Annotated in this window: 11 protein-coding genes; 10 read left to right on the forward strand and 1 reads right to left on the reverse strand. The window is 42.1% G+C overall.

The window, feature by feature from the left end:
- Positions 1-413: 413 nt before the first annotated feature.
- From sdhC to MF4640_RS02460, 10 genes are all read left to right on the forward strand, one after another.
- Positions 414-812 carry a succinate dehydrogenase, cytochrome b556 subunit gene (gene sdhC, locus MF4640_RS02415; RefSeq protein WP_005400408.1) on the forward strand — a complete coding sequence of 133 codons (399 nt, stop codon included), beginning with the start codon at positions 414-416 and terminating at the stop codon, positions 810-812.
- Positions 812-1,177, forward strand: coding sequence for a succinate dehydrogenase, hydrophobic membrane anchor protein (gene sdhD, locus MF4640_RS02420; protein WP_004695554.1), 366 nt, complete (start codon positions 812-814; stop codon positions 1,175-1,177). The genes sdhC and sdhD overlap by 1 nt, the downstream gene beginning before the upstream one ends.
- 12 nt (positions 1,178-1,189) lie before the next feature.
- Positions 1,190-3,088 carry an FAD-binding protein gene (locus MF4640_RS02425; protein WP_078388585.1) on the forward strand — a complete coding sequence of 633 codons (1,899 nt, stop codon included), beginning with the start codon at positions 1,190-1,192 and terminating at the stop codon, positions 3,086-3,088.
- 14 nt (positions 3,089-3,102) lie between these two features.
- Positions 3,103-3,813, forward strand: a complete 711-nt coding sequence (locus tag MF4640_RS02430; RefSeq protein WP_004982744.1) for a succinate dehydrogenase iron-sulfur subunit — start codon at positions 3,103-3,105, stop codon at positions 3,811-3,813.
- An 804-nt stretch (positions 3,814-4,617) separates the two neighbouring features.
- A complete protein-coding gene (locus tag MF4640_RS02435; RefSeq protein ID WP_078388630.1) occupies positions 4,618-7,440 on the forward strand; it encodes a 2-oxoglutarate dehydrogenase E1 component in 2,823 nt (940 codons plus the stop codon).
- A 16-nt stretch (positions 7,441-7,456) separates the two neighbouring features.
- Positions 7,457-8,671: a 2-oxoglutarate dehydrogenase complex dihydrolipoyllysine-residue succinyltransferase gene (gene odhB, locus MF4640_RS02440; protein ID WP_062033969.1), complete on the forward strand. Its 1,215-nt coding sequence runs from the start codon at positions 7,457-7,459 to the stop codon at positions 8,669-8,671.
- Positions 8,672-8,730: 59 nt separating this feature from the next.
- Positions 8,731-10,164, forward strand: a complete 1,434-nt coding sequence (lpdA, locus tag MF4640_RS02445; RefSeq protein WP_078388586.1) for a dihydrolipoyl dehydrogenase — start codon at positions 8,731-8,733, stop codon at positions 10,162-10,164.
- 172 nt (positions 10,165-10,336) lie between these two features.
- Positions 10,337-11,503, forward strand: a complete 1,167-nt coding sequence (sucC, locus tag MF4640_RS02450; RefSeq protein WP_005400414.1) for an ADP-forming succinate--CoA ligase subunit beta — start codon at positions 10,337-10,339, stop codon at positions 11,501-11,503.
- An 11-nt stretch (positions 11,504-11,514) separates the two neighbouring features.
- A complete protein-coding gene (gene sucD / locus MF4640_RS02455) occupies positions 11,515-12,405 on the forward strand; it encodes a succinate--CoA ligase subunit alpha (RefSeq protein ID WP_004982733.1) in 891 nt (296 codons plus the stop codon).
- Between the two features lie 368 nt (positions 12,406-12,773).
- Positions 12,774-13,148, forward strand: coding sequence for a hypothetical protein (locus tag MF4640_RS02460; protein WP_227518508.1), 375 nt, complete (start codon positions 12,774-12,776; stop codon positions 13,146-13,148).
- 299 nt (positions 13,149-13,447) lie between these two features.
- Here MF4640_RS02460 and MF4640_RS02465 read toward each other — a convergent pair whose 3' ends face one another.
- Complete coding sequence (locus tag MF4640_RS02465) at positions 13,448-15,160, reverse strand: flotillin family protein (RefSeq protein ID WP_078388588.1); 1,713 nt, start codon at positions 15,158-15,160, stop codon at positions 13,448-13,450.
- Positions 15,161-15,173 lie beyond the last annotated feature (13 nt).

Below are 15,173 nucleotides of genomic sequence, written 5' to 3' on the forward strand. Positions count from 1 at the left end.
CATTTTATATATAAATAAAAAAATGATTAAAATAAAGCAGTGAAATTAGCCAGTTTTTAAAACAAGACTTTTTTGTGCATCATTAGTCTAAAGTCGAATTTTCCCGTTTTTGTATAAATTTTAGCGCTTGAATTTGGTGTTTATTTTATAAAAACCAACCATATAGCTGAGATTTGAAGCTAAAGTATTGTAGCGTAAGGTATTTATCTATGTGTTAATGATTCTTATTTAAAGAATTTTTATGCAAAAAGGCCAAGGGCATTGTTTGTATTTTGAAAGTTCACGTCTTATAATTCAGTGTCGTTTTAAGTTCAAACGCTATTTAATTTAGAGTTTTAAAGTAGCTGCTGAACAATGCCAGCTTTCCTTCGAATTAATTCCAACAAACTCCGGATGGAGTTTTTACTTACAGGATGCCCGCTGTGAAAAGCAACAGACCTGTCAATTTGTCCATGGGTCAAGTTTTAGAAGTAAACTTAAAATCCCCTGTGGCTATTGCATCAATCTTACACCGTCTATCAGGTGTCATCGTATTTTTACTCGTACCGGTACTTCTATGGATCTTAGACAAGTCATTGTCTTCGCCTGAAGGATTTGCTCAAGTTCAGGCTATTTTTAATAGCTTCATTGTGCGTTTTGTCGTATGGGTATTTGTAGCCGGCTTAATTTTCCACTTTATTGCGGGTGTTAAGCACTTACTTGCAGATATCGGTATTGCTGAAGAACTGCAAAGTGGTCGTATCGCAGCTACTATTTCATTGATCTTGTCTGCAATCGGTATCGTTGCGGCATTTGTATGGATTGTTATCTAATGAAAAGTGCTACTGGTTTAACGGGTTCAGGTTCTCGCGATTGGTTTATCCAACGTGTAAGTGCTGTCGTATTAGCGGTTTATACAGTTGTTGTTTTAGGTTGGATCCTATGCAATGGCGGTTTTAGCTATGAACAGTGGTACGGCTTTATGATGACAGCTCCAATGAAGATTTTATCTTTATTGGCCGTCTTATCTCTTGTTGCACATGCTTGGATTGGTATGTGGCAGGTATTCACTGACTATGTGACTACTCGTCAAATGGGTCCTTCAGCTTCAGGTTTACGCCTTGTACTGACTTCAGCAGTAATTATTGCTGTATTTGCATATGCGATCTGGGCAATCCAGATTTTTTGGGCGAATTGATAGGAATAGATCATGGGCGCTATAACCCCTAAAGAAGATTACACAAATATTCCACACGAAACTTTCGATGCTGTCATCGTTGGTGGTGGTGGTTCAGGTATGCGCGCGTCTTACCAACTTGCTCAAGCTGGTTTGAAAGTTGCTGTTTTAACTAAAGTATTCCCAACTCGTTCGCACACAGTTGCAGCGCAGGGTGGTATTGGTGCATCTCTTGGTAATATGCAAGAAGATAACTGGCACTACCACTTCTACGACACTGTTAAAGGTTCTGACTGGTTAGGCGACCAAGACGCAATCGAATATATGACGCGTGAAGCGCCTCAAGTTGTTTATGAACTTGAACATATGGGTATGCCATTTGACCGTAACGCAGATGGTACGATTTACCAACGTCCATTCGGTGGTCACTCTGCAAACTACGGTGAAAAAGCGGTTCCACGTGCATGTGCTGCTGCTGATCGTACAGGTCACGCACTTCTTCACACGCTTTATCAAAGCAACGTGAAAATGGGTACGCAATTTTTTGTTGAATGGATCGCGCTTGACCTGATTCGTAACGAAGCAGGTGATGTTCTTGGTGTAACAGCAATTGACCAAGAAACGGGTAAAATTGCAGTATTCCAAGCCAAAGCGACATTGTTTGCTACAGGCGGTGCGGGTCGTGTTTACCGTGCATCAACCAATGCTTATATCAACACTGGTGACGGCCTTGGTATGGCTGCGCGTGCAGGTATTCCATTGCAAGATATGGAATTCTGGCAGTTCCACCCAACGGGTGTTGCTGGCGCAGGTGTATTGTTAACTGAAGGTTGTCGTGGTGAAGGTGCAATCCTTCGTAACGATGCAGGTGAGCCGTTCATGGAACGCTATGCACCAACTTTAAAAGACTTGGCGCCACGTGACTTCGTATCACGTTCTATGGACCAAGAAATTAAAGAAGGTCGTGGTTGTGGTCCGAAGAAAGACTACATCTTGCTTGATATGACGCACTTAGGTGCTGAAACGATCATGAAGCGTCTTCCATCTGTATTCGAGATTGGTAAGAAATTCGCGAACGTTGACATCACGAAAGAGCCAATTCCAGTTGTACCAACAATTCACTACCAAATGGGTGGTATTCCAACGAATATCCACGGTCAAGTGGTTGTGCCTGAAGGTTCTGAAACTGAAGCATTTGCAGCACATTATGACAAAGATAGCGATATCTATTCGACTAATGCGGGCGATCGTAACTTTACGAAACCTGTTAAAGGCTTCTATGCAATTGGTGAATGTTCTTGCGTGTCTGTACATGGTGCAAACCGTTTAGGTACGAACTCATTACTTGACTTGGTGGTATTTGGTAAAGCTGCGGGTGAGCACATCATCGACTACGTGACTAAACATCACGGTGATGAATACCAACCACTTCCTACGACTGTACTTGAGCAAACTGTTGCACGTATCCGTAAGTTAGATGACTCATCTACAGGTGAAAATGCTCAAGAAGTTGCAGATGCAATTCGTGACATCGTTCAAGACCATGCTGGTGTATTCCGTACAACTGCACTTCTTGAAGAAGGTGTGAAGCAGATTCTTGCGATTGAACCACGTGTACGTAACATTCACTTGAAAGACAAATCTAAAGTATTTAACACCGCGCGTGTAGAAGCTTTAGAAGTTGAAAACTTGTATGAAGTAGCTAAAGCGACATTGATTTCAGCAGCAGCTCGTAAAGAGTGCCGTGGTGCGCATACGGTTGTAGACTTTGAAGAGTCGCCAGATCACCCAACTTACCCATATGGTCGTCGTGATGATGAGTGGATGAAGCACACATTATGGTTCTCTAGCGATAACCGTCTTGAGTACAAGCCAGTGCGTTACAAGCCATTGTCAGTTGCTGCAATTCCACCTAAACCACGTACATTCTAATTGGGAGAAGTAAGATGAGTAGAGGTACTCGTACATTTAATATCTACCGCTACGATCCTGATAAGGATGCAGCGCCGTATATGCAAACTTTCAAGTTAGAATTGACTGATAAGCACCGTATGTTGCTTGATGCGCTTCTTGCATTGAAAGTACAGGATGAATCATTAACATTCCGCCGTTCATGCCGTGAAGGTATTTGTGGTTCGGATGGTGTGAACATCAATGGTAAAAATGGTTTAGCGTGTCTTTGGAACCTAAACGACTTACCAGAAGTGATTACAGTTCGTCCTTTACCTGGTTTGCCAGTGGTTAAAGATTTAGTTGTGGATATGAACCAGTTCTACGATCAGTACAACAAAATTCATCCATTCTTGATCAACAACCAACCTGCGCCACCAAAAGAGCGTTTACAGTCTCCTGAAGAGCGTGAACACTTAGATGGTTTATATGAATGTATTCTTTGTGCATGTTGTTCAACTTCATGCCCATCATTCTGGTGGAACCCAGACAAGTTCTTGGGTCCTTCAGCATTGTTGAATGCATACCGTTTTATCATTGACTCTCGTGATACAGCAACTCAAGAGCGTTTGGCTCGTCTAGACGACCCATTCTCGCTATTCCGTTGTAAAGGCATCATGAACTGTGTATCAGTGTGTCCTAAAGGTTTGAACCCAACTAAAGCAATCGGTCACATCCGTAATATGCTTTTAGATGCTGCGGGTTAATCTCTAGGCTGATTTATCAGTTAGAAAAAGCACACCTTGGGGGTGTGCTTTTTTATTTTATAGCTAGATTTTTGCTGTAAAAAATAAAGTTGAGTGAAAGCGTGAGGTTGGCACTATTTTTGTTTGTGATAGGTGGTTTTTGTGGAAATTGCACCAGATTGGTGAAAAGCGCGGCGATTTAAAACAAATGTCATAAATAAGTGCAAGTATGAGTCTGCAAAAAAAGTTATGAAGATGTTAATATGGATGTTGTTGATGGGGAGGGCATATTGAAAGATGATGCTCTCTTTTCGTATGTGTTTTTTGGAGTAGACTTTGGTCTACGTTGAAACTCGGTTTTATTTAAAGCACCATATATTAGATGAAATTTTGATATGTGTATTTCGCCAATTTATGAAAGGTATGTGTCAAAAAAATCAATTGAAATATGGGGAGTATGTTAAAATTTTTGCACGTTTATATTTAAAAAATGTGCGCTAAATATGTACATTAATTCAACATTTAAGCCGCATTAGAGCGAGTATAAATGAAGGGTTAGTCGCTTTAGAAAAAATAATGCATCGCCTTATTTTCTCTAAGTCGATTTGCAAAAAATTGCTCGGTTTTGGCCGGGTATGAATGAGTGATGATGCCGCTGAGGGCGTTATGATTCATTGTCACATTGGGTAATTCTAATGTAGTGATAACGCCTCATGGCATCCGCCTTATGGGGACTAATGTCATGTTACCAATTTGACATTACTAATCATGGGTTCGCTTAAAAAGCATCCTGAAATGTTTTTGCAATAGGAAATGGGTCCACAAATGCAAGAAGTTGCTGACGCATTGCGTCTTGACACTGAACTTTCCGCTGATAGTGCAGCGTATATTGAAGAACTTTATGAGCAGTACTTGGCTGCACCAGACTCAGTAGAAGCTGACTGGCGTGCATACTTCGATAAATACCCGAAAGGTGATCAACCACACAGCAATGTACGTGAGCAATTCTTATTACTAGGTCGTAATTCAAGTCGTGTTCAAGCAGTGGTACAAAGTTCTGTTAGTACAGAACATGAACGTCGTCAAATTGGCGTACTACAACTGATTGCAGCGTACCGTAACCGCGGTCACCAAAAAGCGAAGCTTGATCCTTTAGGTTTGGCAAAACGTGAAATCGTGCCAGATCTTGACCTTGCTGCACATGGCTTAACCCAATCTGATTTTGACACTGTATTCAATACAGGTAATCTTTTGATTGGTAAAGACGAAGCAACTCTAGGTGAAATGGTTCAAGCCATGGAAGCAACGTACTGTGCTTCAATTGGTGCAGAATACATGCACATTGTTGATACCAAAGAAAAACGTTGGATTCAACAACGCCTTGAAGGTGCACGTGGTCAATTCAACTTCACTGCAGAACAGAAAAAACACGTATTAGAGCGTTTAACTGCGGCTGAAGGCCTAGAAAAATTCCTAGGTAATAAATACGTTGGTGCAAAACGTTTCGGCGTGGAAGGTGGTGAATCTTTCATTCCAATGGTTGATGCTTTAATTCAGCGTGCAGGTTCTGTAGGTTGTAAAGAAGTGGTCATTGGTATGCCACACCGTGGTCGTTTGAACCTTCTTGTAAACATCATGGGTAAAAACCCAGCAGACCTATTTGGTGAGTTCGAAGGTAAGAGCTTACATAAAAAAGGTTCTGGTGACGTTAAGTACCACCAAGGTTTCTCTTCAAACGTAATGACTCCAGGTGGTGAAGTTCACTTGGCATTGGCGTTTAACCCATCACACTTAGAAATCGTTGGCCCTGTGGTTGAAGGCTCAGTACGTGCACGTCAAGTTCGTCGTAAAGACATTGGTGGTGATGACGTATTGCCAGTAATTGTTCATGGTGATGCTGCATTTGCAGGTCAAGGTGTTAACCAAGAAACCTTCCAAATGTCACAAACACGTGGCTATACAGTGGGTGGTACGGTTCACATTGTGGTGAATAACCAAGTAGGTTTCACAACGTCTGATCCACGTGATGCGCGTTCTACAGAATACTGTACGGACATCGCGAAAATGATCCAAGCACCGATTTTCCATGTGAACGGTGATGATCCTGAATCAGTATTGTTTGTTGCGCAATTGGCACATGACTTCCGTCATACTTTCCGTAAAGACGTTGTCATTGACATGTTCTGTTACCGCCGCCGTGGTCACAACGAAGCGGATGAGCCAGCTGCAACTCAGCCAATGATGTATCAAGTCATCAATAAGAAAACGACAACGCGTGCGCTGTATGCAGACCAATTGGTTCAAGAAAGCGTATTAGACCGTGCTAAAGCGGATCAAATGGTTGAAGACTACCGTGCTGATTTAGAAGCAGGTAAGCACGTTGCAAATGCATTGGTACTTGAACCAAATACAAAAATGTTTGTAGATTGGGCACCGTACTTAGGGCATGACTATACAGACGTATGGGATACCACATGTTCTGAAGATCGCTTAAAAGAGCTTGGTCGCAAAATGCGCGAGCTTCCTGAAGGTTTTGTGATGCAGCGTCAAGTTGCAAAAGTGATTGATGATCGCTTAAAAATGCAAACTGGCGAAATTCCATTGAACTGGGGTGCTGCAGAAACTTTGGCTTATGCATCTATTTTAGATGATGGCTATTTGGTTCGTTTGACTGGTGAAGACGTTGGTCGTGGTACCTTCTCACACCGTCATGCAAAACTGCATAACCAAGTGGATGGTTCAACGTACATTCCACTTTGCCATATCAAAGAAAATCAACCACGTACTGCTATTTATGACTCATTGTTGTCTGAAATGGCAGTGTTAGGTTTTGAGTATGGATATGCAACGACTCTGCCTAAGAGTTTGATCATTTGGGAAGCACAATTTGGTGACTTCGCAAACTGTGCACAGGTGGTGATCGATCAGTTCATCGCATCAGGTGAAACCAAGTGGGAGCGTGTGTGTGGTTTAACGCTACTTCTTCCTCATGGTTTTGAGGGTCAAGGGCCAGAGCACTCATCTGCACGTTTAGAGCGTTTCTTACAGCTATGTGCTGAAGACAACATGCAAGTGATGACACCGACTACACCTGCACAGATTTTCCATGCTTTACGTCGTCAAGCGATTCGCCCAATTCGTAAGCCAATGATCATCATGTCACCGAAGTCTTTACTTCGTCACAAGCTTGCAACGTCTACTTTAAGTGAACTTGCAAATGGTACATTCCAAACTGTGATTGATGAAATCGATAACATCAACAAGTCAGATGTAACCCGTCTGGTTCTGTGTGGTGGTAAGGTTTACTATGACTTGCTTGAGAAACGTCGTGAGCAAGAGTTGAATAACACTGCAATCGTTCGTATTGAACAATTGTATCCATACCCTGAACAACGTATTGCTGAAGTTCTTGCTCAATATCCAAATGTGAAAGACATTGTTTGGACGCAAGAAGAGCCGAAGAACCAAGGCGCTTGGTTATTTATTGCTCCTCGTCTATATGATGATGTAATGAAGTCGGCTAAACCAGTACGTATCAGTTATGCAGGTCGTGAAGCTTCTGCTGCACCGGCTTGTGGTTCACCATATTTGCATGCAAAACAACAAGCTCAGCTCGTAAATGACGCTTTAGCGATCGTAGCTGAATAACAGGAGATTCTTAGTAATGGCAACCGAAATTAAAGCACCGGTATTCCCTGAGTCAGTTGCGGATGGAACAATCGCAACTTGGCACAAACAACCAGGTGAAGCAGTATCACGTGATGAAGTGATCTGTGATATTGAAACAGATAAAGTTGTTTTAGAAGTTGTTGCTCCTGCTGACGGTACAATTGCATCGATCATTAAAGGTGAAGGTGACACTGTTCTTTCAAATGAAGTGATTGCACAGTTTGAAGAAGGTGCTGTATCTGGCGCTGCGCAAACTGAAGCAGTTCAGTCTGAAGCGAAAGTAGAACAAGCAGTTACTCAAACTGAAGCGGGTGCTGCACCAGTCGTTGAACGTGCTCAAGTTGCTGATCAAGCGCCTGCTGTGCGTAAAGCATTGACTGAGTCTGGCATTCCAGCTGCTGATGTTGCGGGTACAGGTCGTGGTGGTCGCATCACAAAAGAAGATGTAGCAAATCACCAAACTAAACCAGCAGCTCCAGCTGCAGCACCATTAAGTGTTGCTGTGGGTGAGCGTGTTGAGAAGCGTGTTCCAATGACACGTCTTCGTAAGCGTGTTGCTGAGCGTCTGCTTGCTGCAACTCAAGAAACTGCAATGTTGACGACGTTTAACGAAGTGAACATGAAGCCAATCATGGAAATGCGTGCACAATACAAAGACGCATTTGAGAAGCGTCATGGTGCGCGTCTTGGTTTTATGTCTTTCTTTGTTAAAGCGGCAACTGAAGCGCTTAAACGCTACCCAGCAGTTAATGCTTCAATTGACGGTGATGACATTGTTTACCACGGTTACTATGACATCGGTGTAGCAGTATCTTCTGAGCGTGGTCTAGTTGTACCTGTGCTTCGTGATACAGACCGCATGAACTATGCTGAAGTTGAAAATGGTATCCGTGACTTTGCTTACAAAGCACGTGATGGCAAATTGGGCATCGAAGACATGACTGGCGGTACATTCACCATTACTAACGGTGGTACTTTCGGTTCATTGTTGTCGACTCCGATTTTGAATACACCACAAACTGCGATTTTGGGTATGCATAAAATCCAAGAGCGTCCAATGGCTGTAAACGGTCAAGTAGAAATCTTACCGATGATGTATTTAGCGCTTTCTTATGACCACCGTTTAATTGATGGTAAAGAAGCAGTTGGTTTCTTGGTAACAATCAAAGAATTGTTAGAAGAACCAGCTAAATTGATCCTTGACCTTTAATTCTAAAGAATAAAACATGGGCTTAGAGCGATCCTCTAAGCCCATTTTTGGAGATAAAAATGTCTCAACAATTTGATCTTGTTGTAATTGGCGGTGGCCCAGGTGGCTACGAAGCAGCAATTCGTGCAGCGCAGCTTGGTTTTAAAGTTGCTTGTATCGAAAAACGTATTCACAAAGGCAAACCATCATTAGGTGGGACGTGCTTAAACGTGGGTTGTATTCCGTCTAAAGCATTGCTTGATTCTTCTCACCGTTATGAAGATACAGTGCATCACTTAGCTGATCACGGTATTACAACAGGTGAAGTGAACTTTGATTTGTCTAAACTCCTTGCACGTAAAGACAAAATTGTTGACCAACTGACCATGGGTATTGATGGCCTTTTAAAAGGTAACGGTATTGAGTGGTTAAAAGGTACAGGTAAATTACTTGCAGGTAAAAAAGTAGAATTTGTATCTCACGAAGGTGAAACTCAAGTTTTAGAGCCTAAATATGTGATTCTTGCAACGGGTTCTGTGCCAATTAACATTCCATCAGCACCAGTTGATCAGAACATCATTGTTGACTCAACTGGCGCACTAGAATTCCAAGAAGTACCTAAGCGTTTAGGTGTCATTGGTGCGGGTGTAATCGGTCTTGAGCTTGGTTCAGTATGGCGTCGTCTAGGTGCTGAAGTTGTTGTATTTGAAGCAATGGATGCATTCTTACCAATGGCTGATAAAGCTTTGGCAAAAGACTACCAAAAACTGTTGACTAAGCAAGGTCTTGATATCCGTGTTGGCGCTAAAGTTGCTGGCACAGAAGTTAATGGTTCTGAAGTCACTGTTAAATATACTCAAGGCGGCGAAGAAAAAACTCAAGCGTTTGATAAGTTGATCGTTTGTGTAGGTCGTCGTGCATACGCTGAAGGTCTATTGGCTGATGATTGCGGCATCAAACTTACTGAACGTGGTTTAGTTGATGTGAATGATTGGTGTGCGACTTCTGTTGAAGGTGTATATGCAATTGGTGACTTAGTACGTGGTCCAATGCTTGCACATAAAGCAATGGAAGAAGGCGTAATGGCTGTTGAGCGTATTCACGGTCATGCAGCTCAAGTTAACTATGACACCATCATTTCTGTGATTTACACACACCCAGAAGCGGCGTGGGTCGGTTTAACAGAACAGCAAGCGATCGAGAAAGGACATGAAGTTAAAACGGGTCAATTCGGTTTTGCTGCAAACGGCCGTGCAATGGCTGCGGGTGAAAATGCTGGTTTCGTGAAGTTTGTTGCTGATGCAAAAACAGATCGTTTACTGGGTATGCACGTGATTGGGCCTGCTGCGTCTGATATCGTACACCAAGGTATGATTGCACTTGAGTTTGTATCTTCTGTTGAAGATCTACAGTTGATGACTTTCGGTCACCCAACATTCTCAGAAGTGGTTCATGAAGCTGCACTTGCAGTGGATGGTCGAGCGATTCACGCAATCCAGCGTAAACGCAAATAAGACAACGAAAAGAGCGACTACGGTCGCTCTTTTTTGTTTCAGGTGTTGTCTTCTCATGAAGAATCATCTAAAAATAAAGATAAGAAGTTTTAAAAATCCAAAATGGTTACTGTGATAGTAAACAGTTTCGGTGCAACAAAAAGTAAATAAGCAGTAATAAAAAGGTTAGTCGATGAATTTACATGAATATCAAGCTAAAGCGCTATTAAAAAAATATGGTATGCCTGTCCAAGAGGGTGTACTTGCCACCACTCCAGAAGAAGCAGTAAAAGCCTTTGAACAAATAGGCGGGAAATTTGCTGTCATGAAAGCTCAAGTTCATGCGGGTGGTCGTGGTAAGGCGGGTGGCGTAAAAGTTGTAAAGTCTGCAACGGAAGCTGCTGAATATGCAAAAAGCATCATCGGGACCAACCTTGTTACCTATCAAACCGATAGCCATGGCCAACCTGTAAATAGCGTACTTGTCGCGGAAGATGTTTATCCTGTAGAGCGTGAACTGTATTTAGGTGCAGTGGTTGACCGCTCAAGCCGTCGTGTGACCTTTATGGCTTCGACCGAAGGTGGCGTCGAAATTGAAAAGGTTGCAGAAGAAACCCCTGAAAAAATTATTAAAGTTGAAGTCGATCCTTTGGTTGGCTTATTGCCATTTCAAGCGCGTGAAGTTGCATTTAAGTTGAACCTTAAAGATGGTCAAGTGAATCAATTTGTGAAAGTGATGTCTGCTGCGTATCAGGCGTTCATTGAGAATGACTTTGCTTTATTTGAGATTAACCCGCTATCTGTGCGTGAAAATGGTGACATCCTATGTGTCGATGCCAAAGTGGGGATCGACTCAAACGCGCTGTATCGTTTACCTGAAATTGCTGCGCTGCGCGATAAGTCACAGGAAAATGAACGGGAGTTGAAAGCATCTGAATTTGACCTCAACTACGTCGCGCTTGAAGGCAACATTGGCTGTATGGTCAATGGTGCAGGCCTTGCGATGGCAACCATGGATATTATTAAACTCTATGGCGGCCAACCTGCGAACTTCCTTGATGTCGGTGGTGGTGCAACCAAAGACCGTGTGATTGAAGCGTTTAAAATTATTCTGGCAGATACCTCTGTACAAGGGGTGTTGATTAATATCTTCGGTGGAATTGTACGTTGTGACATGATTGCTGAAGCAATTATTGCAGCGGTTCAAGAAGTAAATGTGACCGTACCTGTGGTTGTTCGTTTAGAAGGGAACAATGCTGAATTGGGTGCCAAATTACTTGATGAATCAGGTTTAAAACTTATTTCTGCAAATGGCTTGTCGGATGCCGCAGAAAAAATTGTTGCTGCAGTAAAAGCGTAAGGAGTATCAATATGAGCGTATTAATTAATAAAGACACCAAAGTATTGGTACAAGGTTTTACAGGTAAAAACGGCACATTCCACTCAGCACAAGCACTAGATTATGGAACTAAAGTCGTTGGCGGGGTAACTCCTGGTAAAGGTGGCACAACCCACCTAGATTTACCTGTATTTAACACCATGAAAGATGCAGTTGCTGGTACAGGCGCAGATGCGACTGTGATTTATGTACCAGCTCCGTTTGTATTAGATTCAATTATTGAAGCAGTGGACTCAGGTGTTGGACTGATTGTAGTCATCACAGAAGGTGTGCCAACTTTAGACATGCTCAAAGCTAAGCGTTATCTTGAAACCAATGGTAATGGTACGCGTCTGATTGGTCCAAACTGTCCGGGTATTATTACTCCGGGTGAATGTAAGATTGGGATTATGCCGGGTCATATTCACCAACCGGGTAAAATTGGTATTATCTCGCGTTCAGGTACGTTGACTTATGAGGCGGTTGCTCAAACGACGAAACTGGGCTTAGGACAATCAACCTGTATTGGTATTGGTGGTGATCCAATTCCGGGCATGAACCAAATTGATTGTTTGAAACTGTTCCAAGAAGATCCGCAAACTGAAGCGATAATCATGATTGGTGAGATTGGTGGTACGGCTGAAGAAGAAGCAGCTGAATATATTCAATCGCATGTGACTAAACCTGTGGTGGGTTATATTGCAGGTGTAACAGCACCGAAAGGCAAGCGTATGGGACATGCGGGAGCAATTATTTCTGGTGGTAAAGGTACTGCTGAAGAAAAGTTTGCAGCATTTGAAAAAGCGGGGATGGCCTATACGCGTAGCCCAGCAGAACTCGGTTCAACCATGTTCCAACTTTTAAAGGATAAAGGTTTAGTTTAAGCCTTTTATATTTTAAAAGAAAAAGCCGTATGTCTTAATTGCACATGCGGCTTTTTTGTGGAGAGCATATTGGTTTGCTCTAATATAAAAAATAATATAAGGGTTTAGAGTAACTTAATCCCAGTTGAAAATTATATTCAGCCACATAGAAAAAGCCATATTGAACAAAAGACAAAATGGTTAAATTAGAGCAAGATTTACTATGCACCTAATAATCTGAGAATCGATAAATATTTAGTGTACACTGTTTCTATAGCGGACTATGCTATATTCATAATTAAAATAATTCTTTTGAAGACATAGTATTGCAGATGTTGAAGCCTATTCATTTATTGTTTTGTCGCTGCTTATTCTTGTTCGGGCTAGCAATGAATAGTGCTTATGCTGAAAATGAAGACGTCTACTTAGCTGAGTCTTTGAGTGATGATATTTTCCACTATTATCAGCAGTTAGCTGCACAACATAATGAAGAAGAAAACGATTATACATTGATCAATAATGATTTTTATGAGAATGAATATATTCGCGTATTTAACTACTCGGCCTACAACTCGGATGGTTTGAGCCATAAATTGGGGACAGGGGAGTTTGATAGTTCAGATTTGGATGCACTCAGTATTTCATTTGGGTATGGTATTGAAATTAAAATCAACAAACGAAATAAAGTTGGATATGAGTACCTTTCAAATTTTCCTTATGATCGTGGGCAATTGATCCGTTTCTTTTGGGTGCGTTTGCACTAAATGGTTCAACTCAGTTTATTTGTAAAAAAGGTTGTAGCCATATGGTTTAGAATGTTTTCACTCAATTGTAGAGTCTAGGATGTTTACATTACTTTTGGACTTTTCTGATGGTAGGCTAATCGATTACCAAGCTAAAATAACTTAAATTTTTATAATAGATGATAGGCTTACTATGCTGAGTGAATTAGAGGGTCTATCGTTTTAACAGCTTAAATGTGTATTTTATTGAAAGTTGAATATTAAAGTAGATGATAAAAAACGCGACAGATCGTCGCGTTTTTTGCTTGTAAGTCTAACTACTATTGAGCTTTGCTTTGCGGTTTTAAGCTTTGGGTTAAACCATTGATGTCGCCGCCTTGAATTCCCAGTTCATTCATCAAGCTATCAATTAATGGTGCTTGGGTACGATAGCGTAGCGCACTATTCACCACTTGATCAGACAAAGCAACTTGTGAAGATTCCGCACCATCACCTCCAGTTGTGGCTGAGCCGACATTACCTAAACCGTTAACCTGTAGAATTTTGATGTCATCAATGTTTTCCATCGGCTTAACACTTTCACGAATGATTTCAGGTAAGTATTTTAACAATGCTAGGCGAATTTGCATTTCAACTTGCTCAGGAGATAAGACGTTGTTGGCCTCATTCACGGCACGTGTACCATCTGCATCGACTTGGTATTGTTTTTCCATTGCTTGAGCCAACAGTATTTTGGCATCCGCTTCACCTTTGGCCTTTAAGCGAGCTTGTTCGGCTTGAGCTTCCGCTGCAATACGAACTGCTTCGGCATCATCGGCAGCGGCTTGTTTACCTGCTTCAGCGGCAACGGTAATCGCAATTGCGTCTTTTTCAGCAGCTTGTTTCGCTGCAACCAATTCAACTGCTTTTTGACGCTCCGCACGCTGGGTTTCACGTACTGTAATCACTTCTTCTTCAGCTTTCACCGCTTCAGCGCGGGCGCGGTCAGCTGAAGCTTTGGCTTCAGACTCTTCACGTGACTTTTCAGCAATTGCAATGGCACGTGACTGTTCAGCCAGTTCGATGGTTTTCTTTTGTTCAACCTGTGCTTGTTCAATAATTTGTGATTTTTGAATATTTTGGCTTTCGACATCACGTGCTGCACCAATACGCTTCAATTCAACTTCACGTTCAGCTGCAATACGTGCTTCTTCTGCTTCACGTTTTTTCTCCGCCTCTTGAGAGGCAATTTCAGCCAATTGCTCTGCACGGCGAATTGCAATTTCACGTTCTTGTTGTAGTTTGGCGTATTCTTCTTCGCGGATGATTTGTAGACGAGCTTGTTCTGCTTCTAGGTTTTTAGTCTTAATGGCAAGGTCAGCGTCTTGCTCGATGTGATTACGTTTGCGACGACGGTCTTCAATCGTTTCAGTCAGTTTGGTTAAACCTTCGGCATCGAATGCATTTTGAGGGTTAAAGTATTTGAAACCTGTTTGGTCTAAACCTGTTAATGACACCGTTTCAAGCTCTAGACCATTTTTATGTAAGTCTTCAGACACCACTTGTTGTACTTTTTGTACGAAGTCCACGCGCTTTTCATGTAACTCTTCCATCGCCATTTCAGCTGCTACAGCACGCAAGGAATCGACAAATTTACCTTCTACAAGGTTCTTCAACTCATTTGGAGACATGGTTTTTTGTCCCAAAGTCTGCGCGGCCACTGCAATTGATTCTGCTAGTGGCTTCACACGGACATAGAACTCCGCCATGACATCGACGCGCATACGGTCACGGGTAATGAGCGCTTGATCATCAGCACGGCGAACCTCTAAACGTAGCGTGTTCATGTTGACAGGAATAATTTCATGTAATACAGGCAGTACAATTGCACCTCCACCTAAAATGACTTTTTCGCCGCCAAAACCTGTACGTACGAAAGAGATTTCTTTACTGGAACGACGGTACAGACGGGCAATAATAATGCCGATAATGACCAGAGCTGCAAAGATAATCCCTGCAAGAATAAGAATGTTATAGAAATTGTTGCTGAGCATAAGGATCCCGATT

Source organism: Acinetobacter sp. MF4640 (assembly GCF_002018895.1).
Classification (GTDB): Bacteria; Pseudomonadota; Gammaproteobacteria; order Pseudomonadales; family Moraxellaceae; genus Acinetobacter; species Acinetobacter johnsonii.

Bases quoted from the DNA above. Each gene is read 5' to 3' on its own strand.
- sdhC (WP_005400408.1), top strand. From the start codon at position 414: ATGCCCGCTGTGAAAAGCAACAGACCTGTCAATTTGTCCATGGGTCAA.
- sdhD (WP_004695554.1), top strand. From the start codon at position 812: ATGAAAAGTGCTACTGGTTTAACGGGTTCAGGTTCTCGCGATTGGTTT.
- MF4640_RS02425 (WP_078388585.1), top strand. From the start codon at position 1,190: ATGGGCGCTATAACCCCTAAAGAAGATTACACAAATATTCCACACGAA.
- MF4640_RS02430 (WP_004982744.1), top strand. From the start codon at position 3,103: ATGAGTAGAGGTACTCGTACATTTAATATCTACCGCTACGATCCTGAT.
- MF4640_RS02435 (WP_078388630.1), top strand. From the start codon at position 4,618: ATGCAAGAAGTTGCTGACGCATTGCGTCTTGACACTGAACTTTCCGCT.
- odhB (WP_062033969.1), top strand. From the start codon at position 7,457: ATGGCAACCGAAATTAAAGCACCGGTATTCCCTGAGTCAGTTGCGGAT.
- lpdA (WP_078388586.1), top strand. From the start codon at position 8,731: ATGTCTCAACAATTTGATCTTGTTGTAATTGGCGGTGGCCCAGGTGGC.
- sucC (WP_005400414.1), top strand. From the start codon at position 10,337: ATGAATTTACATGAATATCAAGCTAAAGCGCTATTAAAAAAATATGGT.
- sucD (WP_004982733.1), top strand. From the start codon at position 11,515: ATGAGCGTATTAATTAATAAAGACACCAAAGTATTGGTACAAGGTTTT.
- MF4640_RS02460 (WP_227518508.1), top strand. From the start codon at position 12,774: ATGAATAGTGCTTATGCTGAAAATGAAGACGTCTACTTAGCTGAGTCT.
- MF4640_RS02465 (WP_078388588.1), bottom strand. From the start codon at position 15,160: ATGCTCAGCAACAATTTCTATAACATTCTTATTCTTGCAGGGATTATC.